Below are 21,424 nucleotides of genomic sequence, written 5' to 3'. Positions count from 1 at the left end.
GTTCATTGGTTTTGTGAGGAAGATGGAGCGTACTGTTGATTTGTGTTTTGTAGAGACGGGATGCTCGCGTCTTACACGTGGCAGGCCGACCTCGCAATTTAAAATGATGATTGGTACGAGCTGAATTTCTAAAAGGTGTCAGAAAGCTTCATTAAATCATTGTATAATTGGTGATTGCTCGATCTTGGGCAGATATTTGCAGGCATTGTGATATTTTAGAATTTCCTTTTCAATTAAAGGTTTTCTAATGGTTTTTCCTTTGTAAGCTAAATTTGAAGGCCATTTATAATCATAGAATATAAGGCGCTCAAAGCTTGGATCCATAAAAGGCGGAACTACGAGAAAACTGTCTGTTGTGTTGTCAGGATACGTGCAGCTAAACCACATAAATCCGCCGGCATAATGCACGTTTTCTGGCAACTTATTAATTACCATATACGATTGAATTTTCCTACTTCCGTTAAATATTTTGTTAAACATGTTTACGACCTCATCGGATAATAGATAAGTAGTATCTCTAATTCCATTATACATGCTGGCAGCATAATGGAATTGCCCAACCTCATTGATTTCTTTGTAAGTCTCTATAACAACTTTCTGCGTGTTACCTGATTTTTTTATGCTGTAATCAACCATTATTATTTTTTTAAATTTCGGTTTTACAACTTGTTGTGCGTATGATTGACAATGAAAAAAAGTGATTGACAAAAAAAGCCACAATAGTTTTTTAGCAATTTTATTGAGAAGGTCAGGGAATAACATAATGGTGATAATAAATATTATAATGCGTTATATGAGCAGAATTCAAACGTAATTAGAATTTGCAATAAGTGAAAGCGTTTATGGACCATCGACTATGGTCCATAAACTAAATCTCCACTTCCCCCTCAAACGTCTTCACCGCCGGACCCTCCAAAAATATGCTGCTAAACTTCTCACCGTTATAATCAAAGCGGATATTCAGATTGCCGCCCAATACTTTTATCGGGGTATTGATATGGCCGGTTTTGTTATTGTGTTTGGCCATAGCAAGGGCAACTGCTGTTACGCCGGTTCCGCAGGCAAAGGTTTCATCTTCTACGCCGCGCTCAAAGGTGCGGACGAAGTAGCCATCAGCGGTTGGTTCAACAAAGTTGATATTGATGCCTTCCTTGCGGTAGGTATCGTTATTTCGGATGGCACGACCCTCGGTATAAACGTCCTTATCCTCCAGGTTTTCGGCCATGGTGATGTAGTGCGGTGAGCCGGTATTTAAAACATAGGCATCATTATCGCGGTTTACCGTATCAACATCTATCATTTGCAGGCTCACCCAATCGCCACCGGCTGAAATTTTGGCATAATGCGGGCCATCTACTGCCAAAAAGTTTGTTTCGGTGTCAATTATTCCAAGGTGTTTGGCAAAGGCCACGATACAGCGGCCACCATTGCCGCACATGCTGCTTGGCTGGCCGTCGGCATTATAATAAACCATCTCGAAATCATAGCCTTCCAGGTTTTGCAGGAACATAATACCATCGCCGCCGATCCCAAAACGACGGTCGCACAGGCGGGCAATCAGTTCAGGATGGTGGTGATCTACGCTGTTATCGCGATTATCAACCAAAATAAAGTCGTTTCCAGCCCCCTGGTATTTATAAAAATGGATTAGCATTTGATATTCAATATTATAATTATGTATGATTTATGGGTTCAGATTTACGATCTTAAAATCCGTATTAAATGAATTATTAAGCTTAAATTCGTAAAACGTGATCCGTAAATCTCAACAGACCACACGGTTACCCGGTCCCTGTTGATTTGGATTTAACAAATTTTAACAAAAATACGGATAACTTAATATAGGTTATCACGTCTATATGGTATTAAATTTGTTTTACAAAAAAATAACATAAAAAGAAAAGTGAGAGATAACATGAAAAAGTTTGGTTTAACACTATTGACTGCCTTTGTTGGCGGAGCCATGGCTTTAGGTGCGTACAAGGTTATTGAAAACAAGTATGCCGACAACATGAGCTTCGAGGATAAACAAAAGGTGTACTACGCAACAAGTAATCGGTTAACTCCAGCTCCTGCAGTTACGGGTCTATCGTCAGCCGGTTCGGTTGACTTTACTGAAGCTGCCGCTGCCGTTACCCCTGCGGTGGTCTATATCCGCACAACGTATTCAGATCAGTCGGACAACGATAAGCAAAGCAAAATGCAACAGATGTTTGGCGAGATGTTTGGTCAGCGGATGCGCCCTTCGGGCCCGCAAATGGCGTCTGGCTCGGGTGTAATTATTTCGCCTGATGGTTATATTGTTACCAATAACCACGTGGTTGAGAAAGCTGCAAAAATTGATATCGTAACAAACGATCATCAAACATTCCAGGCTAAGGTAATTGGTACCGATCCCAACACGGATTTAGCTTTAATTAAGATTGACGGTCATAACCTGCCGATTGTAAAGTTAGGCAACTCGGATGCTGTTAAGGTGGGCGAGTGGGTATTGGCTGTAGGTAATCCATTCAAGTTGACTTCGACTGTTACGGCAGGTATTGTTAGCGCCAAAGGCCGCGGACTGAACCTGATCGGCAGTGAGGATAACGGTGAAGATCAAAATCCATTTGGCCGTACACAATATCAAACCCAGCAGCCGAGATTGAACAAGGCGATCGAATCATTCATTCAAACTGATGCAGCTATCAATCCTGGTAACAGTGGTGGTGCATTGGTTAACACTAATGGCGAACTGATCGGTATCAACTCTGCTATTGCATCACACACCGGCTCGTACGAGGGTTATGGCTTTGCTATCCCAATCAATTTGGCTAAAAAGGTATTGGATGATATTGAGAAATATGGCGCTGTAAAACGCGGCTATGTAGGTATCAGCTTTGCTGAGCTTGACCAGGATAAAGCGAAGGAGCTTAAAGTTAACCGTACCTACGGCTTATATGTAAGCAGTGTATTGCCTAACAGCGGTGCAGCACAAGCCGGCTTACAGGAAGGTGACATCATCACCAAGGTTGAAGGTAACACTGTTTATGAGTCGTCAGATTTACAGGAACGTGTTGGTCGTTTAGCGCCTGGCGATAAGATCAAAATCAGCGCATTACGTGGCGGCGACGAAAAGAACTTCACCATTACCCTTAAAGCTGATGCGCCTGCACCTAAAATGGCAGTAACCAAGTCGGCGGAGGAGCTTTACAATAAGCTGGGCGCAAGCTTCAAAACATTGAGTGCTGCTGAGAAAGCTAAATTCCGCACCCATTCAGGTGTTATGGTAGCCCAGGTTCGTGAAGGTGGTGTGTTTGATAATGCCGAGATCCCAATTGGTTCGGTTATTACTTCGGTAAACAAACAGCCGATCAATTCGACTGACGATATCGACAAAGTGCTTTCGAACATGAACACCAGCACCGTAGTATTCTCAGGTTTTTATCCTGATGGATCAAGGCTGGTATTGCCTTTTGAAGTGCAGTAAATTAATAAAAGATTAAATAGTGGAAACCCGGCTTTGAGCCGGGTTTTTTGTTGTACACGAGTTGTGACGAACTTTTGCCTCCCCCAAATGTATCTTTATTCCCCACTTTTGTATAAATCCGTTCGTGTGCGCCGCCATAGATTTGTCTTATAAAATTTAACAATTAAAACAATGGCAAAGACAATTTTTATAACAGGCGCTTCCCGTGGATTTGGAAAGATCTGGGCTGAAGCATTTTTAAAACGTGGTGACAAAGTAGTGGCAACCGCCCGCAACACCGATACCCTAAACGACCTGGTTGCCGCATACGGTGAATCAATTCTTCCCCTCCAATTGGATGTAAACAATCACGATGCCGTGTTTGCAGCAGTTGAAAAGGCAAAACAGCATTTCGGTACTATCGATGTATTGATCAATAATGCAGGTTACGGTTTATTTGGTACCATCGAGGAAACTACCGAGCAGGAAGCCCGTGCACAAATAGAAACCAATGTATTCGGTTTATTATGGGCAACACAGGCTGTATTGCCGGTAATGAGGGCACAGGGACATGGGCACATTGTACAGGTTTCAAGTGTGCTGGGCATTACCACCCTGCCGGTTTTAGGCATATACAATGCCAGCAAGTTTGCGGTTGAGGGTTTGACCGAAACATTGGCAACTGAGGTTAAGGGCTTTGGCATTAAGGTGTCATTGATTGAGCCAAACGGCTTTTCAACAGATTGGGCGGGCGCTTCGGCAAACAGTACTACACCGATGGACGTTTATAACCCTGTGCGTGAAGCATTCCAGGCCGGCATGTCAGATAACGACGCATTCGGTATCCCGGAAGCTACCACTGAAGCAGTTTTAAAACTGGTAGACAGTGAAAATCCGCCGCTTCGTTTATTCCTTGGTAAAGTTGCCTTGCCTTGGGTAAAGCAGGTTTATGCCGGTAAATTGGCTGAATGGGAAGCATGGAGCGATGTTGCTGCTAAAGCACATGGGAAGTAAATAAATTGAATATTCTCATAAATCGTCATTGCGAGGCTGGTTGCCTGCAACCGGCTTCGAAGCAATCTCTGAACTGTTCATGCACTGGAATGAAAAGTTATGTGATAACTAATCAAGCCGCTGTAAGTTCACTATCAGCATAAAGATTCGTTGATTGTCCTGTGCAGAGTTTGCTTCGTTCCTCGCAATGACGATTGTAGAGATTTTTACAAATTCCATCTATAACTATTACACCCAGATTACCATCTATATCAACCCCGGTTGTATTTTTGATCTGATAAAACATTCAACATGAAGCACTTTAAAACCCTGGCCGAATTACATCGCGCGAATGGTTTCCCGCCGCCGGAAAATCCAATGCTAAGCTTATTCTTGTGTAAGAACACCTGCTCGATAGGGGAGGAGGAGTTTACCGGCGATTTTTATGCCATCGGTTTTAAGAAATTAAAGTCGGGCATGTTTTTGTATGGGCGGACCAAGTACGACCATGATTCGGGATCGATGTCGTTTGTGAAACCCAGACAAGCCATGCAATTAAAGCATTTGGAGTTTGAAGAGAATGGTTTTATGATATTCATTCATGAGGATTTTTTAAACGGGCACGTACTGCATGATGACATTAAACGATACAGCTTTTTCGAATATGAGTCGAGCGAAGCGCTGCATCTGTCGCCGCGGGAAGAGGAGATAATTTGGGAGCTTTACCACAAAATTGAAACAGAATGCAACAATAACCAGGACGAGTATAGCCGTGGAATAATGCTCGCGCATATCGACTCGATATTAAAGTATTCCCAACGCTTTTATAAAAGGCAGTTTATCAACCGGATGGATTTGAGTGGCAAAATTGTTTCCAAATTTAACGATGCGCTTAACATTTATTTCGGCTCGCGCTTGCTTGCGGAAAAAGGGCTGCCTACAGTAAAAATGATGGGCGACCAGTTGAATTTATCAACCCGCTATTTAAGCGACCTGCTGAAACAGGAAACCGGTAAAACTGCTATTGAGCTGATCCATATATTTTTGATTTCCGAAGCAAAAAACATACTGAAGGGATCGGACAATAATATTGCCGAAACCGCTTATGCCTTAGGCTTTGATAACCTGCCTTATTTTTCCAGGTTGTTTAAAAAGGAGGTTGGGATTAGCCCGAATCAGTATAGGAAGCAGGTGGTGAATTAATCATTGGTCATTGAGTCATTAGTCATTTGGATGGGGGTGGATTTAGTGGGATTTTTACGTCATTTTTCCTTCCCTCATTCCAAAAAGCGTACAATTCATCGTTCATTACCAGGGTTAATCGCAGTCTTTCCTCCGGTGATTTTGCCAGCCAGATCTCTAATTGCTTCTGCTTAACGTATTCCGGGGTGTCGTTCATAATTCAAGCAGGTTGAAGGTGTTCAAATTTAGTTTCTTTATCCAGTTGCTTACATAATCCAGTTGCAACCCCGGGACAACAGCAAGGTTTTTTATATCCTCCATCTGTACGGCGGTTTGCCACTCCTGGATCCAAATTAATTTCGAAATTAATAAATCTTCAGGGGAAACAATGTAGATATTAAGGCCGAAAAAATCCTTTATCTGTTTACGGTCAAATTCCGCGAGCCGATACTCGCTATTTTTAAGCACCACAAAATCAGCCTTAAATCCAGATGCGTGATCTATTATATTAAATATACTTTGTCGGTTAACTGCATCTATAATAGCATCTTTACTTACATAATATGCGCCGGCAAAATGGGCAACAAAGCTTTCAATGTCGCCTGGTTGTAAGTGGATTACAAAATCAATATCCTTTGTAGCACGCGGTATTATATACATGCCCATGGCAATACTACCTGAAAGCATATATGGAATATGCTGGCGATCAAAGCATTCTATTATCTTTTTAAAAAATTCGAACATTGTTTAAATATATCAAATTTATTGCCTTTCCAATGCCCATCATTCAACTATGAATAGTTAAAGGACGAAACGCTAAAGTGTATTTGCTTTGCCGAAGTAATTTTATAAATTCACCACATGTTTACTGATATTGAACAACAGACCATTGATATTAGTTGGTTTTTTACCGATGGAAATAAAATAGCCTTCGTTGCTTCAGGTGGGTCCAAACTGCCCGTTTCTGTTGCGAAATCTAAAGGAAATCTTGAAAAGTTATTTTCGTATTTTGATCAGTTACCTGGAAATAAAAAGATAATTATCAACCCGGATCTCAAAAAAACAATCAAAAGTAATGTAGACGAGTGGTACCTTTCCTCGTTTACTGAAATGGCTGAAAAAGGTTTATTTGCTTACGATAGAACAGACTTCAGCCGTTTCGCGGCTTCAAATTACCATTTGGTTGCCTCCCCGGTTGATCCATTAAAATTCAATCAGTTGCCATTCGATGTTCAACACATTTTAGCAGAATCAAAATATAATGGTGAGCTGGAAAGCCTTTTAGATATCTCGTTAATAGATTAAATAGCTATCGCGCATTCCATGTATCGAGTAAAATGCGCGATAGTTATTTTATTTAAGCGGTGTTACTTTACGCTGTAACATATTCCGTAGGATTCGGCTGACCTTTTCCCGTAGTGATCAGGTTTCGCAAGCTGCCGTTGATGTACCTGCTCCAGCCATCGAAACAAATTTCATAACATTCAAAAGCCGGAACCAGGCCCCAGTGGGTAAAATGCAATTGTGTTTTACCATCCTTTTCCGAGGTCTCAAACGCTATTTTTGTGCCGGTCCACTCCGTCTTATCTTCCGTGAATTCAAAATAGTTGTCCAATACCAGCCAGACCACATTTTTAGCCGGAACAACTTCTATTAACTTCATTGTACATTGATGGATGTCTTTTACACGATAAGTAAATACATCATTAAGTTTACTTGTGCCTCCTTCAATATTTTCGGACCACCACCCGCGTACATTGGTGATGGCATTAAATACCTCGTCCGGGGTTTCATCCACCGAAAACGTGGTGTTAAAATCTGGTGTAGTCATTTTGTTTATTTTTTAATTTGGTAATTTGTTGTTTAACAACGTTTCTAACTTCTTCAGCTTCGATGCCCAGAATGCGTCAAAGTATTCCAACCAGGCTTGCAACTCTTCGAAGCCGTCCTTTTTCAAAGAGCAATAGCGTTCCCTGCCAATATCTTCAATAGAAATAAACCCCGCCGTTTGCAAGATCTTAATATGCTTTGAAACTGCGGGGCGACTCATATCAAAATTATCTGCCAGGCTATTGATGGTCAGGCTATCGGCCGAGAGCAGCATCAGCATCTTGCGCCTGCTCGGATCGCCGATAACCTGGAAGGCGTCAAGCGTTGGTATGGGCATTTTGTGCAGCGTTTAAAAGTTTGTTGATCTTTTCGAACTTTTCCAACCAACCTTGAAGCAGGCCATTGTAAAAGTCCAGGTTCTCTTTTTTTGCAAACCCGCTATGTTCCAGGAATACTTCGGTGCCTTTATCCTTTGGCTCCAGCGTCCATGTAACTACGGAGTCGAGTGTGATCTTGCCATCGCCGGGGCCGCTGCTCCAGGAATAGGAAAGCCGGTCAAATGGATCTACTTCCAATACCTTGCAGTAAAAGATGCCGTCGAAATTGAGGCTCGGTATCGGGCCCGTCGTGAATTGAAAGTCGTGACCGACGATTGGCTGAAAATTATTTTTCATCAGCCATTGTGCCATCAGTTCAGATTTTGTGAGGTGCTCCCAAACCGACTCCTGCGGATGAGGGAAGAAAAATTGGTGTTTGATAATCTTTGCCATAATAGGTAACTTTTAAGTTACTCAAATGTATATGTAACTTCTGAGTTACGCAAATATTTTTGAAAATAATTTAGTTTAGAGCGATACCTTCGAGAACTGCGAAGTTTGGAAATAGCGGGTTGGTGGAATTTAAGCGTTACCGCTTAATTTTTATCCCCAGCCTTTTGCCATAGCTTAGTTGGCGCCATAGCCATTCAATTGGCCCGTAATAAAATCTGCCGAGCCACCATTTACTAAAATATACCTGCAGGATATAAACTAACAGCCCGAGCATATAATAATAAGGGAGCAGCAATTTGTGGGTTAATGCAAGCCCAAAACCAAGGCCTGAGAACAAAAAGATGCTGATAAGATTCTGTACAATATAATTGGTCAGCGTCATTTTACCGATGGCTTGTAACGAAATGAAAAATGATCTTAGCTTTCCTGCCATATACAGCAGGCATATCGACGCTGCTGTAAATATCATGATGAACAATACTTCCCAATAGTCGGGATTAAAATAGTTGGTTATAAACGCTGGTTTGGTAAACGCGATATTTAGCGCGATTGCAATAAAGGATAAGAAAAGACTGCCCAGCCAGATTTTTTTAATAACAGGTTTGTTTTGTTCCATCTTCTCGAAAAATGCTGCTTTTTGAGCTGCCTGACCTAAAAGGAAACAGCAAAACATAACGGTATGTACTGTTCCGGTACAGTTTAAATTGATGATTTGCCCTTTCCATGTGCCAATTAAGCCAAACCAAAATATATCCGGGATGGAATGGCCCGCGTACAAGTGTAGATATGGCGTAAAAAGGCCCATCCCAGGGTTGCCATAAAGACGGGTGACCAAACTTGTCACTACCGGAATAAGCAAAAATATGACAGCACTTGTGTACAATGAAGTTTTTGCTGTGAAGTTGCTGAATAGCAATAAGACCAGCCCTAAAAAGGCATAGTCCTTTAATATATCGCCAAAAAAGAAGGCGCTGTCGATAAAAGCCAGCACGAATAACCAGAACATGCGTTTCAGGAAAAACATGTTGCCGTTTACATTTTTAACCCGGCTATTTTGCATGATCACTGAAAAGCCATAGCCGAATAAAAAACTGAGCAGCGTCCACGATTTGGACGCAAAAACAAAGTTTAACACTGTCATTAAAGCATTGGATGCGCTGTCCAACTTGGGGTTATCACCCATGCCAACCAGGTAAAAATCAGCATAGTTCATCACCACCACGCCAAGTAGCGCCCAACCACGGAGAATATCAATTATCGGGATTCGGTTACCAGGTGCTATGGGCTTAAAATCTGTTTCGGGCATGGGTTTGAATAGAAGTGGTTGTAAATCAAATTTATACTAAAAAACGTGTTATGCAACTTGTTTTGGAAAATCTCCCTGCCTTGGGGCTTAGCGCCATCAAATAGATTTTATTATTTTTGCTCCATGATTACGGGTGGGGGAATTCCTTTCAATTTATTAAACCAGGACTTATTATTATTACCGCAAAAGGCCATTTACTGGAAGCAGGAAAAAGCGTTGATTGCTGCGGATGTCCATTTAGGCAAAGTGGGCCATTTCCGCAAGGCGGGTATTGCCGTACCACGCGATATGGAGCAAACCGAGCTTGCCGTTTTATCCGACCTGATCTTTGAGCACAAACCCGAAAAGATAATTTTCCTTGGAGATTTTTTTCATAGCGATATGAATGCCGACTGGGACTGGTTCATCCTTTGGCGCAGCCAGTTCCCGAAACTGGAAATTATTTTGGTTAGAGGGAATCATGATATTATAGATGACAGTTATTACCGCCAGTTAAATATCATCCTGCACGATGAAATGCTGATCGGCCCGTTTTTGATGCTGCACCATCCGCTAACCGATACTAACCTGCACAATGCATCGGGCTATGTGTTTTGCGGGCATATTCATCCGGGTGTACGCCTGGTGGGACGCGGGCGACAGGCTATTACTTTACCTTGCTTCGCCTTTGGAAACAGGCAGGCTGTGTTGCCTTCATTTGGTAAATTTACAGGGAAGGTCGCCATCCGAAGCAATAAAACCGATAGGGTTTTCGCAATTGCAAACGACAAAGTACTGACTGTAAATTAAGATTCAGGACTTTTGTAACTTATTTGATACGATTGAATAAAGTGGCCGTTTATTCCCTTAGTTTTTTGAAGTCTGTTTAGTTTTTAATTAAATTTAGCTGTTTATTGCTTTACCCCTAAACGTACTTTATCACTTTATAATAATTTGATTTTATTGGTATGCCTGCTACCTAAGTGTGCTGGTCAACATATGTGAAAATACTTTCGCGAGGTAAAGAGCATGTGCTTTTAAACTACATGTCGCTTATGTTGCCGGGGCGAAAATTCGGCAATTATTTATTACTTAAATCTTAAATTATGAACAAACAAACAAAACTTGACCGGCAGGAAATGAAAAAAGTGACCGGAGGCAGTTTACCAACCTGCACAATCACTTGTTATCTTGATTCGCAAATCTACACCACAGTAACGGTAACAAATTATCCTGTTGGTTCCGGTTGCGTCCATGCGCCTCTTACAGATTATTGTCCGAATGGATATGATACTTACGCAACCTGCAACTGTCAATCAGGTGGGTCGTTGTAAAAATTAAAAATTAAAAATTTCAGCATTTCTGTGGAATGCTGAAATTTAAATTCAAACTTGTTGGCTATTGCTTAATGCTTCTTCAAATATTGCGATATCTCGAACTCAATATTCTTAATGCCAATCTTAGCCACTACGATGTTCCAGTTTCCATCCAATAAATAATAGCTTGGGATCTCTGTAATGTTATAGTTGGCAGCATTTGGTGAGTCGTTGCCTTTCAGGTCGGACACCTGCGTCCAGTCCAGTTTATCATCTTTTACGGCGCCGGTCCACCAGTCGGATTTTGAATCGAGCGAAATGCTTATAAAAGCCACATTTTGTTTGATAGCATCCTGGGCCATCAGTGATTTCACCTGGTCGTGATTTCGGCGGCTCAATTCGTTGCCAGCCTTCCAGAAATCAATCACAATCAATTTTTTACTGATGCTTTTGGGATCAAACGCTTTTCCATCAACCGTGTTACCTTGAATAGCTGGCGCCTTTTTACCAACTACCAGGTTGATCATATGGCTCAGCTTATCGCCAATTTCCTGGCCCTCTTCGCTTTTTTGTGCTTCGGGAGTAAGGGACTTAAATATGGCATAATAGGTAACCGGGTCGCCCTCGTAATCAAGTTTTGACATGATGTGCGCACTGATTTCGCTTTGCGGATATTGCTTTAAGAATTGCTTAAATGCTTCAGCGTCAACGTCACGCATTTTAGTTTGATTCGCCTGCAATTCGGCTAGTAAGTTATTATAAGCCTCTGGGGTCGACTTCATGTAATTGTCTTTTAACTCCTTATTGATCTTGCCAATGTTTTTTACAGTCTCATTGCTCATATTGTCAGCCAGCGTATAAAAGGCCGATAATTGTTCCTGGATCTTTGATGAGGAGGTGATCTTTGGATATTTGTAAAGCTCACCCGCTTTAGCTTCAATGGCGTACTTGCCATCTTCAAGGTAAACTTCGTAAGGCGTATGCTCATCCTTATTATCAGCATCGGTTATGTTCATACTATAATAACCGGCTTTGCCAAGATGCTTTTTGTCGACATTGAACTTGCCGTCTTTTATATTCTCACCAAAAATAGTGCTGTCGCCAAGTGTTTTAACGGTAAATACGCCGGTTTTTATTCCAGTTGCTGTGCCTGTAAATTCAACATAAACTTGTTTTTTACAACCAGCTAACAATAAGCCTGCAATAACGATGTAGGGGAGTTTCATATGTGGGTAATAAGATTTTAGTTTTTAGAGTCAAGATGCAAGAGTCAAGAATTAAGAAGAAAAAGAAATCAGCAAGCCGTTTTAAATTAGTTGCGCTTTATCTTGATTTCTGGCTCTTATCCTTTTGCATCTCTCTTCACGCCTCTAATATAAGTTAAGCGATATTATCTGCAAAAATTAAATGCAGAGATCGTATTTTAGATTGTTTCTAAATAGTTAATACATACTCAATAAGCTGAATCCATTTATATCTTTTGATATTTAATAAATACTTTTGCCGAATAAATCTGAGATATAATGAGCGAATTTAAACAAACCTTTAACTCATCCTTGGGCAAAAAGCTGATCATGGCTTTAACGGGCTTGTTTCTGTGTACCTTTTTAATTGTACACCTTGGCGGTAACCTTTTGCTGTTTAGAGATGATGATGGTTTCGGCTTCAACATGTACGCCAACTTTCTTACACATTTCCCGCCTATAGAAGTTATCGCATACCTGCTCTACCTTTCTATTTTGGTTCACGCGGTTTATGCACTGATCCTGACTATCAAAAACCGCAAGGCGAGGCCGGTATCTTATGCATCGGTAAACAAGTCGCCGGCTACCTGGTCGTCAAAAAATATGGGTTTGCTGGGCTCTATCTTATTGCTGTTTATCGTGATCCACATGAGCGATTTTTGGTTCGCCTATAAGTACAGCCATAAAGTGGCTTATAAGGAATACCGCACTGATCTTGCAACTGATAAAACAACTTCGGTTGACTATGTGCCAACGTCTCCAAATTTTGAAAAATCGGTAACTACAGAAAATAACATAGAAGTTGTAAGGGTGAAAGACCTGCACGCACGCGTAGCCCAGAGTTTTAGCAATGTGCTTTATGTTATTTTTTATGTGATAGCCATGTTCGCGGTGTCGTTTCACTTGCTGCACGGCTTTCAAAGCGCGTTCCGCACGCTGGGGTGGGTACACCGTAAATACACGCCTGTTGTTTACTTTATAGGCACATGGCTGTTCGCGGTAATTATCCCGATAGGTTTCGCGGCAATGCCGGTTGTTTATTTAATACAGAGTTTAAATAAGTAGTTGAATAGGTTGGATTATGTTGGAATGGGTTGATTAGGTTTTACAAACCACTCACTCAATCAACCTGATCAACTCAATCAACTCTCAAAATAAAGAAAAGAAAATGGGTTTAGATGCTAAAATTCCACAAGGTCCATTAGCCGAAAAATGGAGCAAGCATAAATTTAACTTAAAGCTGGTTAACCCGGCCAATAAGCGTAAATACGATGTAATAGTTGTAGGTACGGGTTTGGCTGGCGGAGCGGCTGCGGCATCATTGGCCGAGCTTGGATACAATGTGAAGGCATTTTGTTTCCAGGATAGCCCCCGCCGTGCGCACTCAATTGCTGCGCAGGGTGGTATAAATGCTGCCAAGAACTATCAAAACGACGGTGACAGCGTTTACCGTTTGTTTTACGATACCATTAAAGGTGGAGATTATCGTGCCCGCGAAGGTAATGTATATCGCCTGGCGGAGGTGTCGGTAAACATCATCGACCAGTGTGTTGCCCAGGGGGTTCCTTTTGCGCGCGAATACGGCGGCTTGCTGGATAACCGTTCGTTCGGTGGTTCGCAGGTATCGCGTACTTTTTATGCCAGGGGACAAACAGGACAGCAATTGCTTTTAGGCGCTTATTCTGCGCTTAATCGCCAGATTCATTTGGGCAAGGTTAAAATGTACACCCGCACCGAAATGCTGGACGTAGTTACCATTGACGGACATGCCAAAGGTATTGTTACCCGTAACCTGATTACCGGCGCTGTTGAAACCCACAGCGGTCACGCTGTATTGTTGGCTACAGGAGGTTATGGTAACGTATTTTACCTGTCGACTAACGCGATCGGATCGAACGTTACTGCAGCATGGCGCGCACACAAACGCGGGGCATTTTTTGCTAACCCGTGCTATACACAGATTCACCCAACCTGTATCCCGGTAACCGGCGATCACCAGAGTAAATTGACGCTGATGTCGGAATCGTTGCGTAACGATGGCCGTGTTTGGGCGCCGAAAACTGTTGCGGTTGCTGAGCAATTACGAAAAAAACAAATAACTGCCGACCAGGTAAAAGAGGACGACAGGGATTACTTCCTGGAAAGGAAATATCCATCATTCGGTAACCTTGTTCCGCGCGACGTAGCATCACGTAACGCAAAGGAAATGGTGGATGATGGCCGTGGCGTAGGGACTTCGGGTTTTGCCGTGTTCCTTGACTTTGCCGACGCGATTAAACGTTTGGGCAAAGACGCGGTATCAGCCAAATATGGCAACCTGTTTGATATGTATTACCAGATCACCGACGAGGATCCATACAAACAACCAATGCGAATTTACCCTGCTGTGCACTATACTATGGGCGGCCTTTGGGTTGATTATAACCTAAGCACAAATGTACCGGGGTTATATGCTTTAGGCGAATGTAATTTTAGCGATCACGGTGCCAACCGTTTAGGTGCGTCTGCATTAATGCAGGGCTTAGCCGACGGTTATTTTGTGATCCCTTATACCTTAGGTGATTATTTGGCTACTATCGGCCCGAAACCGGTTGACATCAAACACCCGGCATTTGAACAAACAAAACAGGATGTATTGGCCCGCATCAATAAGTTACTGGCGCTAAACGGTACCAAAACTGTAAACGAATATCACCGCGACCTTGGCCACATTATGTGGGAATATTGCGGAATGGCGCGCACCGAAGAAGGATTAACCAAAGCAAAAGGGTTGATCCAGGCTTTAAGAGCTGATTTCTGGAAGAATGCCAAGGTAGTAGGGGAGAATGAAGAAGTTAACCCGGCGCTTGAAAAAGCTGGCCGTGTAGCCGATTTCCTTGAACTTGGAGAACTGATGGTTGATGATGCCCTGATGCGCAAGGAATCATGTGGTGGTCACTTCCGTTTGGAGTCGCAAACTCCGGAAGGCGAGGCATTGCGTGATGACGATAACTTCGCTTTCGTTGGCGCATGGGAATACAAAGGTGATAACCAGCCGGAAGTATTGAATAAGGAAACGCTTGATTTTGAATTTGTTCATTTAACACAAAGATCTTATAAATAAAGTCCCGAGTCTGAAGTCTCGAGTCGTTAGTCGACTTTTGACTTTGGACTTTTGACTCAAGACTTAACGATATGAGTACTGGAAATATGAATTTAACGCTTAAGGTTTGGAGGCAGAAAAATGCCGAAACTAAAGGCGCATTTGTGACTTATAAAGCTGAAGGAATTTCGCCTGATATGTCATTCCTTGAAATGCTTGACGTGGTCAATGAAAGCCTGATCCTTAAAAATGAGGAGCCGATTCACTTTGATCATGACTGTCGCGAAGGGATTTGCGGAATGTGTTCCCTGTATATCAATGGACACCCGCACGGACCGAAGAACGCGATCACTACCTGCCAGCTGCACATGCGTACTTTTCATGATGGCGAGATCATTGTGATTGAACCATGGCGTGCTGCTGCATTCCCGGTTGTAAAGGACTTGGCCGTTGACCGCTCTGCGTTCGACAGGATCCAACAAGCTGGTGGCTTTGTTTCGGTAAACACCGGTGTTACTATCGACGCCAACGCTATCCCGATCCCGAAGGTAATCGCTGATGAAGCATTTAATTCTGCAACCTGTATTGGTTGTGGCGCATGCGTTGCCGCGTGTAAAAATGCATCGGCAATGCTGTTTGTGTCAGCAAAGGTTACCCAGCTAGGCATGTTGCCGCAAGGGCAGACAGAACGTTACAGCCGCGTACAAGCCATGGTTGCTCAAATGGACGAAGAAGGCTTTGGTAACTGTACCAATACCGGTGCCTGCGAAGCGGAGTGCCCTAAAGAAATAAAGATGACCAACATCAGCCGCATGAATAACGATTATTTCAGTGCCAAGCTGTTCCGCGAGGAAGCTACACATGAACATGCCAGCGGCGAATAAAGACAAACAATGTTTAACTATTAAGGCTTTGAGAGAAATTTCAAGGCCTTTTTTATTGATTGTGATTTTCACGAACGGGCGAGGCGCTTAACCTTTTTTACGCTCCGGGAGGCGTGACTAACTAGCTATTACAAATAGCTGAGGACTAATTAACAATTTCATATTGCTTACCTAAAAATGAAACATCCGCATTAAGTTACGCGTATACCTTGTTAAAGTCATTTAATCTTTTGTTAAGCCTATAAACAATTAATGACAGTTAATTTTCATTCCCTTGGAAGACAAACTTAAACCGCCGATATCCCGTCTTAAGCTGTTATTCAAAAAAACTACCTTTACCTTATTGTTGATAGTTGTGGTTGCTTCTGCAATAATGATTGTCCTGAACTTTTATACCATCAGGATCTTATCTGCTGCACGAGCTTACATCAATGGCGAATCGCAATACTCCAAAGGCCAAAAAGACGCATCTGCTCATTTGATCAATTATATTTATTTGGGGAATGAGGATGATTATGCGGCTTTTGAAAAAGAGATCAGCATACCAATCGGTGATCACATAGCCAGGATTACGTTGTCATCCGACAAGAAAAACTATCAGCAGGCAGCAAAAGGCTTTTTACAGGGAAAAAATCACCCCCAGGACATTGATGACCTGATTTGGCTTTTCAGCAACTTTCAGCATCTACCTATGTTTAAAAAGGTGATAGGGATTTGGACCGAAGGCGATGTGCTTGTAAATAAACTTCACCAGATTGGTTTGCAATCACATCCTGAAGTGGCGGAGGGCAAATTGTCACCGGCAAGAAAGAAGCTTCTTATAGTGTCGATAAGCAATATTTCAGCGGATCTGACCATTAAGGAGGAAGCATTTTCAGATACGCTTGGCGTAATTTGCCGCAAAATAAATTTATATCTTTTTATAGGTAATGTTTTAATAACCCTGGTTATTTTATCCAACTCGTTAGCCTACGCTGGTATTATGATCAGGAAGCTGTCTAATTCCCGAAAGAAAATTGTTGAACAGAATGACGACCTGCAGCTAATAAATGCAGGACTGGACAAGTTTGTATTTAATATAACGCATGACCTCCGTTCGCCGCTGGTTGCACTTATCGGCCTGATTGAACTGATCGATGAGGAATCAGACATCGTGCAAATTAAATTGTATATCCTGATGATGAGGGAAAGCCTCGAAAAGCAGGATCATTTTATTAACGAAATGATGCTGTTCATTCAAAGTAAGCACGCCGGGCTTATTAAAAAAGAATGCTATTTAACTTCAATTATTGATAATGTAATAGCGCAGAATCATTACAGGAGTAAAGGGAAGGAGATATCATTTCATAAGGAAATTGAACTGGATAAAATTGATAGTGATGCTCTTAAGTTACAGGTAATATTGAATAACCTGGTTTCAAACTCGATAAAATACAGCGACCCTAAAAAAGAGGAGCAATGGGTGAAAGTAAGGACGTATCTGCTCGACACAAACGCAGTAATTGAGGTAGAGGATAACGGCTTAGGGATTAGACAAGCGGATCAGGAACGTATTTTTGATAAGTTCTATATGTTGGGTAACAATAAAAATAGCTCAGGTTTAGGGCTTTACCTTGTTAAGGACGCGGTAACGCAAATGAACGGACGTATCGAAGTGAAATCAGAACCGGGCGTTTATAGCAGGTTTATAATCACTATACCGAGTTAAGCATGTGCTTATTTTTTCTTGCCTCTGCCCAGTGCAAGCGCTTCGTTTTCCTGTATCCGGTTCAAAACTATTTTAGCGATCAAATTTACAGGTAAATGGTCGTCTGGCTTAAAGTGGATAGTAGCACCGGATGCCTTGTAGCCTTTTAGTTCCTCCTTCATCTTCTTAATTAGCGGCGGGCTCATTGTATACAAGCTGCACGATTCCTTTGTTACGCCAATGCCCACCAACATGTAAATGTGCTTAAAGCAATGCACCTGGTAGCTGAAACTTTCTTCGGCATCGGGTACAATGGAGAGGATCAGTTCCCGCAATGCAACCAGGCCGGGTTTGAGTTTATCATCCTGCCTCTCCAGGTAAGCATTGAATATTTCCAGGCCGTTGGGTTTCATATCACTTATGAGTTGACAAAAAGTTATTTATATCTTCTTCATTGCCTAAAAATGGCCCTGCGGATTCCATCTTTAGGCTGGCCATAGCCGCCGAAAATTCACCGGACTGCTGGATATCATCACCCTTTATACGGCGGTACAGGTAGCCTGCCATGTAGGTATCCCCGCAGCCTGTGGCATCGGCAATTATGGCTGGGCGAAAGGCAGGGATAGTATAAAATATCCCATCACTGTAAATTACTGAACCGCCGCTTCCATTGGTAACTACCACTTCCTTTACGCCCCAATCTGCAAGCAGTTTGGCACCCTCTTCGGTTGTGGGGCAGCCGGTTAGGGCCTCGAGTTCAGCAACATCGGCTTTTACTATGGAGACGTGTTGCAAGGCCTCCTGTTTGGCAGGCCAATCGGTGGGGTACACTTTTTGGTTGTCGAGCTTGCGGAGGTAGCCCTGGACATCAAGGCTAACGCGACCCTTTGCGGCAAGGGTTTTTATTAATTCGGTGCTGATATCATCCGCCAGCAGGGGGCCGAGGTGAAAGATCTGGGCATCCACATCGTCCAGTTGTGCTACATCGAACGGATCGGCGGTGGCGAGTACGTTTTGGGTGCGGTGGTCCTGGTCCTCGGCATAAATATTCTCGAAATATACGGTGTGGGCGCTGGGTTGTACTTTAATTTTAACACCCTTATCGCGCAGCGCAGCCACATAATGCATTTCGGCAGGGGCGAGGGCAGTTACGAGCAGGTAGCTGAGATCCAACTTGCTGACAGCGCACGAGAAGTAAAAAGCCGTGCCGCCGGGCATGTGCATGGTAGCTTTGGTGGTAACCACCTTGTCGGATGTAATGTGGCCTATACAGCAGAGTTCGGGCATAATGGTGTGGTTTGAATTGGGCAAGATAATAATTTATACGGGCAAAGCGTTCCATTTTTACACACGGAACACCTGGAACACTATGAAACATCTTGATTATCAGAATGTTTCACTTTTACTCAATGGGCGAATAAATGTAAGTGGTGGGTCTTGTCCGCTTTTGGGTTTACACTTGAACAGGTGGAACGCCTCTACATACAAAATCCCATAATAAAACGTTAATCAAGAATGCGCCGCATCATCCCCTTTACCCTGTTCATATTCAGCCTTACCAGTGTGGTCGCCCAGCAGCGGTCACCCATTATCGCCTTTACCAGCGATACGCAGGAACCCATGTGGGTGGAGAAGCTCCTCCTTAAATCAAACCATAACCTGAAGGCGACAGAAATGATCTTTAAGGATGTAGATACCCTTCGGCCGAGCGGGCTGTTTATCCTGGGCGACGTAGTTTCCCTCGGCTATAAAACAAAGAAGTGGGTCCACATTGACAAATACATTAAACAATGCGCCCTCGACTCCATTCCCGTTTATGCCACGCTGGGTAACCACGAGGTGATGCTGAATGCCCGCCGCGGAACCCAAAACTTCCGCACCCGCTTCCCTATGTACAATCCCGCAGGCTATACCGAGGTGATAGATTCTGTGGCCGTGGTATTGCTCAACTCTAACTTCGCTAAGATGACCACCGCCGAGATCCTGGCGCAGGACAACTGGTATGCCGCTGCCATCAAAAAACTGGAGACCGATGTTGCCATCAAATTTATTATTGTTGGCTGTCACCATTCGCCGTATACCAATAGCAAGATCGTGAAGCCATCCATGGAAGTGCGGCAGAACTTTTTGCCGGCCTTTATCAACTCGAAAAAGTGCGTGCTTTTCGTTTCGGGGCACTCGCATAACTTCGAGCGGTTTAATGTGCAGGGTAAGGATTTCCTGGTGATCGGCGGTGGGGGAGGTCTGCACCAGCCGCTGTATGCCAGCGCCGTAACGCCCGACCTTGCTGCCAAATACAAGCCCATGTTTCATTACCTCGAGCTGATCCGCAACCACGATTCCCTACAGCTGATCTCGCGGGAACTGAAGCCTGATTTTTCGGGGTTTAGGGATGGGTTGGTGTTTGAGGTGAAGTGAGGGTTTGGTGAGATATTAGTATAAAAAGCTCGAGCCCATCAAAAAGCGTGGCCTTGTGCGATTCCCTCCCTTGGGAGGGTGTAGGGAGGGGTTTCTACGCCATGCTTTTACGATTGATTATCGGGGGGATTCTAGTTCGAGAAACCCAACCCTTCCCCGCCCCAAGGCGGGAATCGCACAGGGCCACGGCTTGCATGATTTGTTCCGAACCTCGATGGACTCCTCACGGAGAGCGACAGCGAAGGATCTTCAGCGCCTAACCCCATCGATAAGTCCGCACCAAAAGTAACCCCAAACAAACCGGAGCCCCAAAGCGCGCCCGGTGTCATCCTGAGGCACTCGAAGGACGAGCGCAAAGGCCCCGACGATGCCCAAGCGGAGCCAAATCCCGCCCCTTTGTCATCCTGAGCGACAGCGAAGGATCTTCAGCGCCTAACCCCGTCGACAAGTTTACATCGGAAGTCACCCCAATCACACCGGAGCCCCAAAGCGCCCCCGGTGTCATGGTGAGCCTGTCGAACCACGACGTGGGCAAAGGCCTCTGCACCCTGCTTAGCACGCGGACAGGCCACTGCGCACATCGCCCTTCGACAGGCTCAGGGTGACACCCCGCCACATGTTCAATATAATGTTTTGTCATCCTGAGCTGGAGCGTAGGATCTTCTCCGCGCGACAACAGCTGATAAGTCTGCATCCAATTCACCCCAATCAACAGCCATCAAGGCCCTTTCCAACTACCTCAACCTATCCCCGGGCGCAATGATGCGTTCTATCACCTGGCTGCGGGATTTAGCGCCGTCGGGGTTTTCTTCGGTGGCGTTAACATCAACGGCGCCGTAGTTATTCAGCACGTCGACCGCTTCCTGCGCCTCCCTGGCCGAGATGGCATGCACCGTGACAACCGTACCTTGTCGCCCGAGCGAGGCGTAGTGGGCAGCCTGTTTTCCGTCTGCATAAATATGGTTGAAAAAATCACCTACCCGATCCTGTTCGGCAGCATCGTCCGCGCTGGTATGCACGTCAATGTTTTCGTCTTCAAATTCATTTGCCAGGAGGTAGGAGCTGGCCTCATCTGCCAGTTCTGCGTTTTCAAAAATGCCGATCACTGTTATCATAGCTATTCAATAAATTGAAGCGGAAATTGTTTTAAAAATTGGGAGAGGACGAGGGGATTTTGTTTATAGATTGGTTTGAGTTTTGGAAGGCATTATACTACATAGCGTGCCGGCTATCTAAACGCGGCGGTCTAGTCGCCTTTGCTTATTCACTGCCCGACATAGCGCCA

General features: G+C 43.7%; 23 protein-coding genes. 11 read left to right on the top strand and 12 right to left on the bottom strand.

The window, feature by feature from the left end; translation table 11 throughout:
* Positions 1-156: 156 nt before the first annotated feature.
* Both KXD93_RS10175 and dapF read right to left on the bottom strand, forming a co-directional pair.
* Complete coding sequence (locus tag KXD93_RS10175) at positions 157-636, bottom strand: hypothetical protein (RefSeq protein WP_258136982.1); 480 nt, start codon at positions 634-636, stop codon at positions 157-159.
* A gap of 232 nt (positions 637-868) precedes the next feature.
* Entirely contained in the window at positions 869-1,654 is a 786-nt protein-coding gene (gene dapF / locus KXD93_RS10170) for a diaminopimelate epimerase (protein WP_258136981.1), read from the bottom strand.
* Positions 1,655-1,915: 261 nt separating this feature from the next.
* Between dapF and KXD93_RS10165 the strand changes: the two genes are divergently transcribed.
* From KXD93_RS10165 to KXD93_RS10155, 3 genes are all read left to right on the top strand, one after another.
* A complete protein-coding gene (locus KXD93_RS10165; protein ID WP_258136980.1) occupies positions 1,916-3,469 on the top strand; it encodes a Do family serine endopeptidase in 1,554 nt (517 codons plus the stop codon).
* Between the two features lie 171 nt (positions 3,470-3,640).
* Positions 3,641-4,462 carry an SDR family NAD(P)-dependent oxidoreductase gene (locus KXD93_RS10160; RefSeq protein WP_258136979.1) on the top strand — a complete coding sequence of 274 codons (822 nt, stop codon included), beginning with the start codon at positions 3,641-3,643 and terminating at the stop codon, positions 4,460-4,462.
* A 291-nt stretch (positions 4,463-4,753) separates the two neighbouring features.
* Positions 4,754-5,644, top strand: a complete 891-nt coding sequence (locus tag KXD93_RS10155; protein ID WP_258136978.1) for a helix-turn-helix domain-containing protein — start codon at positions 4,754-4,756, stop codon at positions 5,642-5,644.
* 22 nt (positions 5,645-5,666) lie between these two features.
* Here KXD93_RS10155 and KXD93_RS10150 read toward each other — a convergent pair whose 3' ends face one another.
* Positions 5,667-5,840 (bottom strand): hypothetical protein, encoded by a 174-nt coding sequence (locus KXD93_RS10150; protein WP_258136977.1) that lies wholly within the window; start codon positions 5,838-5,840, stop codon positions 5,667-5,669.
* Positions 5,837-6,367, bottom strand: a complete 531-nt coding sequence (locus KXD93_RS10145) for a DUF6036 family nucleotidyltransferase (protein ID WP_258136976.1) — start codon at positions 6,365-6,367, stop codon at positions 5,837-5,839. Before KXD93_RS10145 ends, KXD93_RS10150 begins: the two co-directional genes overlap by 4 nt.
* A 117-nt stretch (positions 6,368-6,484) precedes the next feature.
* On the opposite strand from KXD93_RS10145, the gene KXD93_RS10140 reads away from it, so the two are divergent.
* Positions 6,485-6,928 (top strand): hypothetical protein, encoded by a 444-nt coding sequence (locus tag KXD93_RS10140; protein WP_258136975.1) that lies wholly within the window; start codon positions 6,485-6,487, stop codon positions 6,926-6,928.
* Between the two features lie 67 nt (positions 6,929-6,995).
* Here KXD93_RS10140 and KXD93_RS10135 read toward each other — a convergent pair whose 3' ends face one another.
* The 4 genes from KXD93_RS10135 to KXD93_RS10120 all read right to left on the bottom strand — a co-directional run bounded on the left by KXD93_RS10135 (position 6,996) and on the right by KXD93_RS10120 (position 9,529).
* Positions 6,996-7,454, bottom strand: coding sequence for an SRPBCC family protein (locus KXD93_RS10135; RefSeq protein WP_258136974.1), 459 nt, complete (start codon positions 7,452-7,454; stop codon positions 6,996-6,998).
* 12 nt (positions 7,455-7,466) lie between these two features.
* Entirely contained in the window at positions 7,467-7,790 is a 324-nt protein-coding gene (locus tag KXD93_RS10130; protein ID WP_258136973.1) for an ArsR/SmtB family transcription factor, read from the bottom strand.
* Entirely contained in the window at positions 7,771-8,223 is a 453-nt protein-coding gene (locus KXD93_RS10125) for an SRPBCC family protein (RefSeq protein ID WP_258136972.1), read from the bottom strand. Before KXD93_RS10125 ends, KXD93_RS10130 begins: the two co-directional genes overlap by 20 nt.
* Positions 8,224-8,359: 136 nt before the next feature.
* Entirely contained in the window at positions 8,360-9,529 is a 1,170-nt protein-coding gene (locus tag KXD93_RS10120; protein WP_258136971.1) for a DUF418 domain-containing protein, read from the bottom strand.
* Between the two features lie 123 nt (positions 9,530-9,652).
* Between KXD93_RS10120 and pdeM the strand changes: the two genes are divergently transcribed.
* Entirely contained in the window at positions 9,653-10,318 is a 666-nt protein-coding gene (gene pdeM / locus KXD93_RS10115; RefSeq protein WP_258136970.1) for a ligase-associated DNA damage response endonuclease PdeM, read from the top strand.
* A gap of 296 nt (positions 10,319-10,614) precedes the next feature.
* Positions 10,615-10,842: a hypothetical protein gene (locus KXD93_RS10110; protein WP_258136969.1), complete on the top strand. Its 228-nt coding sequence runs from the start codon at positions 10,615-10,617 to the stop codon at positions 10,840-10,842.
* Between the two features lie 71 nt (positions 10,843-10,913).
* Here the strand turns inward: KXD93_RS10110 and KXD93_RS10105 are convergent, their stop codons facing one another.
* A complete protein-coding gene (locus tag KXD93_RS10105; RefSeq protein WP_258136968.1) occupies positions 10,914-12,050 on the bottom strand; it encodes a TlpA family protein disulfide reductase in 1,137 nt (378 codons plus the stop codon).
* A gap of 297 nt (positions 12,051-12,347) precedes the next feature.
* Between KXD93_RS10105 and KXD93_RS10100 the strand changes: the two genes are divergently transcribed.
* The 4 genes from KXD93_RS10100 to KXD93_RS10085 all read left to right on the top strand — a co-directional run bounded on the left by KXD93_RS10100 (position 12,348) and on the right by KXD93_RS10085 (position 17,742).
* The gene (locus tag KXD93_RS10100; RefSeq protein WP_258136967.1) at positions 12,348-13,133 is read left to right on the top strand and encodes a succinate dehydrogenase cytochrome b subunit; all 786 of its coding nucleotides are present in this window, start codon (positions 12,348-12,350) and stop codon (positions 13,131-13,133) included.
* 103 nt (positions 13,134-13,236) lie between these two features.
* Positions 13,237-15,171, top strand: coding sequence for a fumarate reductase/succinate dehydrogenase flavoprotein subunit (locus KXD93_RS10095; protein WP_258136966.1), 1,935 nt, complete (start codon positions 13,237-13,239; stop codon positions 15,169-15,171).
* 71 nt (positions 15,172-15,242) lie between these two features.
* Complete coding sequence (locus tag KXD93_RS10090; protein ID WP_258136965.1) at positions 15,243-16,034, top strand: succinate dehydrogenase/fumarate reductase iron-sulfur subunit; 792 nt, start codon at positions 15,243-15,245, stop codon at positions 16,032-16,034.
* A 274-nt stretch (positions 16,035-16,308) separates the two neighbouring features.
* Entirely contained in the window at positions 16,309-17,742 is a 1,434-nt protein-coding gene (locus tag KXD93_RS10085) for a sensor histidine kinase (RefSeq protein ID WP_258136964.1), read from the top strand.
* 8 nt (positions 17,743-17,750) lie between these two features.
* Here the strand turns inward: KXD93_RS10085 and KXD93_RS10080 are convergent, their stop codons facing one another.
* Both KXD93_RS10080 and KXD93_RS10075 read right to left on the bottom strand, forming a co-directional pair.
* Positions 17,751-18,134: an iron chaperone gene (locus tag KXD93_RS10080; protein WP_258136963.1), complete on the bottom strand. Its 384-nt coding sequence runs from the start codon at positions 18,132-18,134 to the stop codon at positions 17,751-17,753.
* A gap of 1 nt (position 18,135) precedes the next feature.
* Positions 18,136-19,008 (bottom strand): PfkB family carbohydrate kinase, encoded by an 873-nt coding sequence (locus KXD93_RS10075; protein ID WP_258136962.1) that lies wholly within the window; start codon positions 19,006-19,008, stop codon positions 18,136-18,138.
* A 228-nt stretch (positions 19,009-19,236) separates the two neighbouring features.
* Here KXD93_RS10075 and KXD93_RS10070 point away from each other — a divergent pair, with 228 nt between their 5' ends.
* Entirely contained in the window at positions 19,237-20,139 is a 903-nt protein-coding gene (locus KXD93_RS10070; RefSeq protein WP_258136961.1) for a metallophosphoesterase family protein, read from the top strand.
* Between the two features lie 734 nt (positions 20,140-20,873).
* Here the strand turns inward: KXD93_RS10070 and KXD93_RS10065 are convergent.
* Complete coding sequence (locus tag KXD93_RS10065; protein WP_258136960.1) at positions 20,874-21,254, bottom strand: hypothetical protein; 381 nt, start codon at positions 21,252-21,254, stop codon at positions 20,874-20,876.
* Positions 21,255-21,424: the final 170 nt, after the last annotated feature.

This window comes from Mucilaginibacter phenanthrenivorans (genome assembly GCF_024721155.1).
GTDB classification, from domain to species: domain Bacteria; phylum Bacteroidota; class Bacteroidia; order Sphingobacteriales; family Sphingobacteriaceae; genus Mucilaginibacter; species Mucilaginibacter phenanthrenivorans.
This window is presented reverse-complemented; position numbering and strand designations above follow the sequence as displayed.

What these genes read in the sequence shown, in the direction of transcription:
- KXD93_RS10175 (WP_258136982.1), bottom strand. Translation starts at nt 636, where the DNA reads ATGGTTGATTACAGCATAAAAAAATCAGGTAACACGCAGAAAGTTGTT.
- dapF (WP_258136981.1), bottom strand. Translation starts at nt 1,654, where the DNA reads ATGCTAATCCATTTTTATAAATACCAGGGGGCTGGAAACGACTTTATT.
- KXD93_RS10165 (WP_258136980.1), top strand. Translation starts at nt 1,916, where the DNA reads ATGAAAAAGTTTGGTTTAACACTATTGACTGCCTTTGTTGGCGGAGCC.
- KXD93_RS10160 (WP_258136979.1), top strand. Translation starts at nt 3,641, where the DNA reads ATGGCAAAGACAATTTTTATAACAGGCGCTTCCCGTGGATTTGGAAAG.
- KXD93_RS10155 (WP_258136978.1), top strand. Translation starts at nt 4,754, where the DNA reads ATGAAGCACTTTAAAACCCTGGCCGAATTACATCGCGCGAATGGTTTC.
- KXD93_RS10150 (WP_258136977.1), bottom strand. Translation starts at nt 5,840, where the DNA reads ATGAACGACACCCCGGAATACGTTAAGCAGAAGCAATTAGAGATCTGG.
- KXD93_RS10145 (WP_258136976.1), bottom strand. Translation starts at nt 6,367, where the DNA reads ATGTTCGAATTTTTTAAAAAGATAATAGAATGCTTTGATCGCCAGCAT.
- KXD93_RS10140 (WP_258136975.1), top strand. Translation starts at nt 6,485, where the DNA reads ATGTTTACTGATATTGAACAACAGACCATTGATATTAGTTGGTTTTTT.
- KXD93_RS10135 (WP_258136974.1), bottom strand. Translation starts at nt 7,454, where the DNA reads ATGACTACACCAGATTTTAACACCACGTTTTCGGTGGATGAAACCCCG.
- KXD93_RS10130 (WP_258136973.1), bottom strand. Translation starts at nt 7,790, where the DNA reads ATGCCCATACCAACGCTTGACGCCTTCCAGGTTATCGGCGATCCGAGC.
- KXD93_RS10125 (WP_258136972.1), bottom strand. Translation starts at nt 8,223, where the DNA reads ATGGCAAAGATTATCAAACACCAATTTTTCTTCCCTCATCCGCAGGAG.
- KXD93_RS10120 (WP_258136971.1), bottom strand. Translation starts at nt 9,529, where the DNA reads ATGCCCGAAACAGATTTTAAGCCCATAGCACCTGGTAACCGAATCCCG.
- pdeM (WP_258136970.1), top strand. Translation starts at nt 9,653, where the DNA reads ATGATTACGGGTGGGGGAATTCCTTTCAATTTATTAAACCAGGACTTA.
- KXD93_RS10110 (WP_258136969.1), top strand. Translation starts at nt 10,615, where the DNA reads ATGAACAAACAAACAAAACTTGACCGGCAGGAAATGAAAAAAGTGACC.
- KXD93_RS10105 (WP_258136968.1), bottom strand. Translation starts at nt 12,050, where the DNA reads ATGAAACTCCCCTACATCGTTATTGCAGGCTTATTGTTAGCTGGTTGT.
- KXD93_RS10100 (WP_258136967.1), top strand. Translation starts at nt 12,348, where the DNA reads ATGAGCGAATTTAAACAAACCTTTAACTCATCCTTGGGCAAAAAGCTG.
- KXD93_RS10095 (WP_258136966.1), top strand. Translation starts at nt 13,237, where the DNA reads ATGGGTTTAGATGCTAAAATTCCACAAGGTCCATTAGCCGAAAAATGG.
- KXD93_RS10090 (WP_258136965.1), top strand. Translation starts at nt 15,243, where the DNA reads ATGAGTACTGGAAATATGAATTTAACGCTTAAGGTTTGGAGGCAGAAA.
- KXD93_RS10080 (WP_258136963.1), bottom strand. Translation starts at nt 18,134, where the DNA reads ATGAAACCCAACGGCCTGGAAATATTCAATGCTTACCTGGAGAGGCAG.
- KXD93_RS10075 (WP_258136962.1), bottom strand. Translation starts at nt 19,008, where the DNA reads ATGCCCGAACTCTGCTGTATAGGCCACATTACATCCGACAAGGTGGTT.
- KXD93_RS10070 (WP_258136961.1), top strand. Translation starts at nt 19,237, where the DNA reads ATGCGCCGCATCATCCCCTTTACCCTGTTCATATTCAGCCTTACCAGT.
- KXD93_RS10065 (WP_258136960.1), bottom strand. Translation starts at nt 21,254, where the DNA reads ATGATAACAGTGATCGGCATTTTTGAAAACGCAGAACTGGCAGATGAG.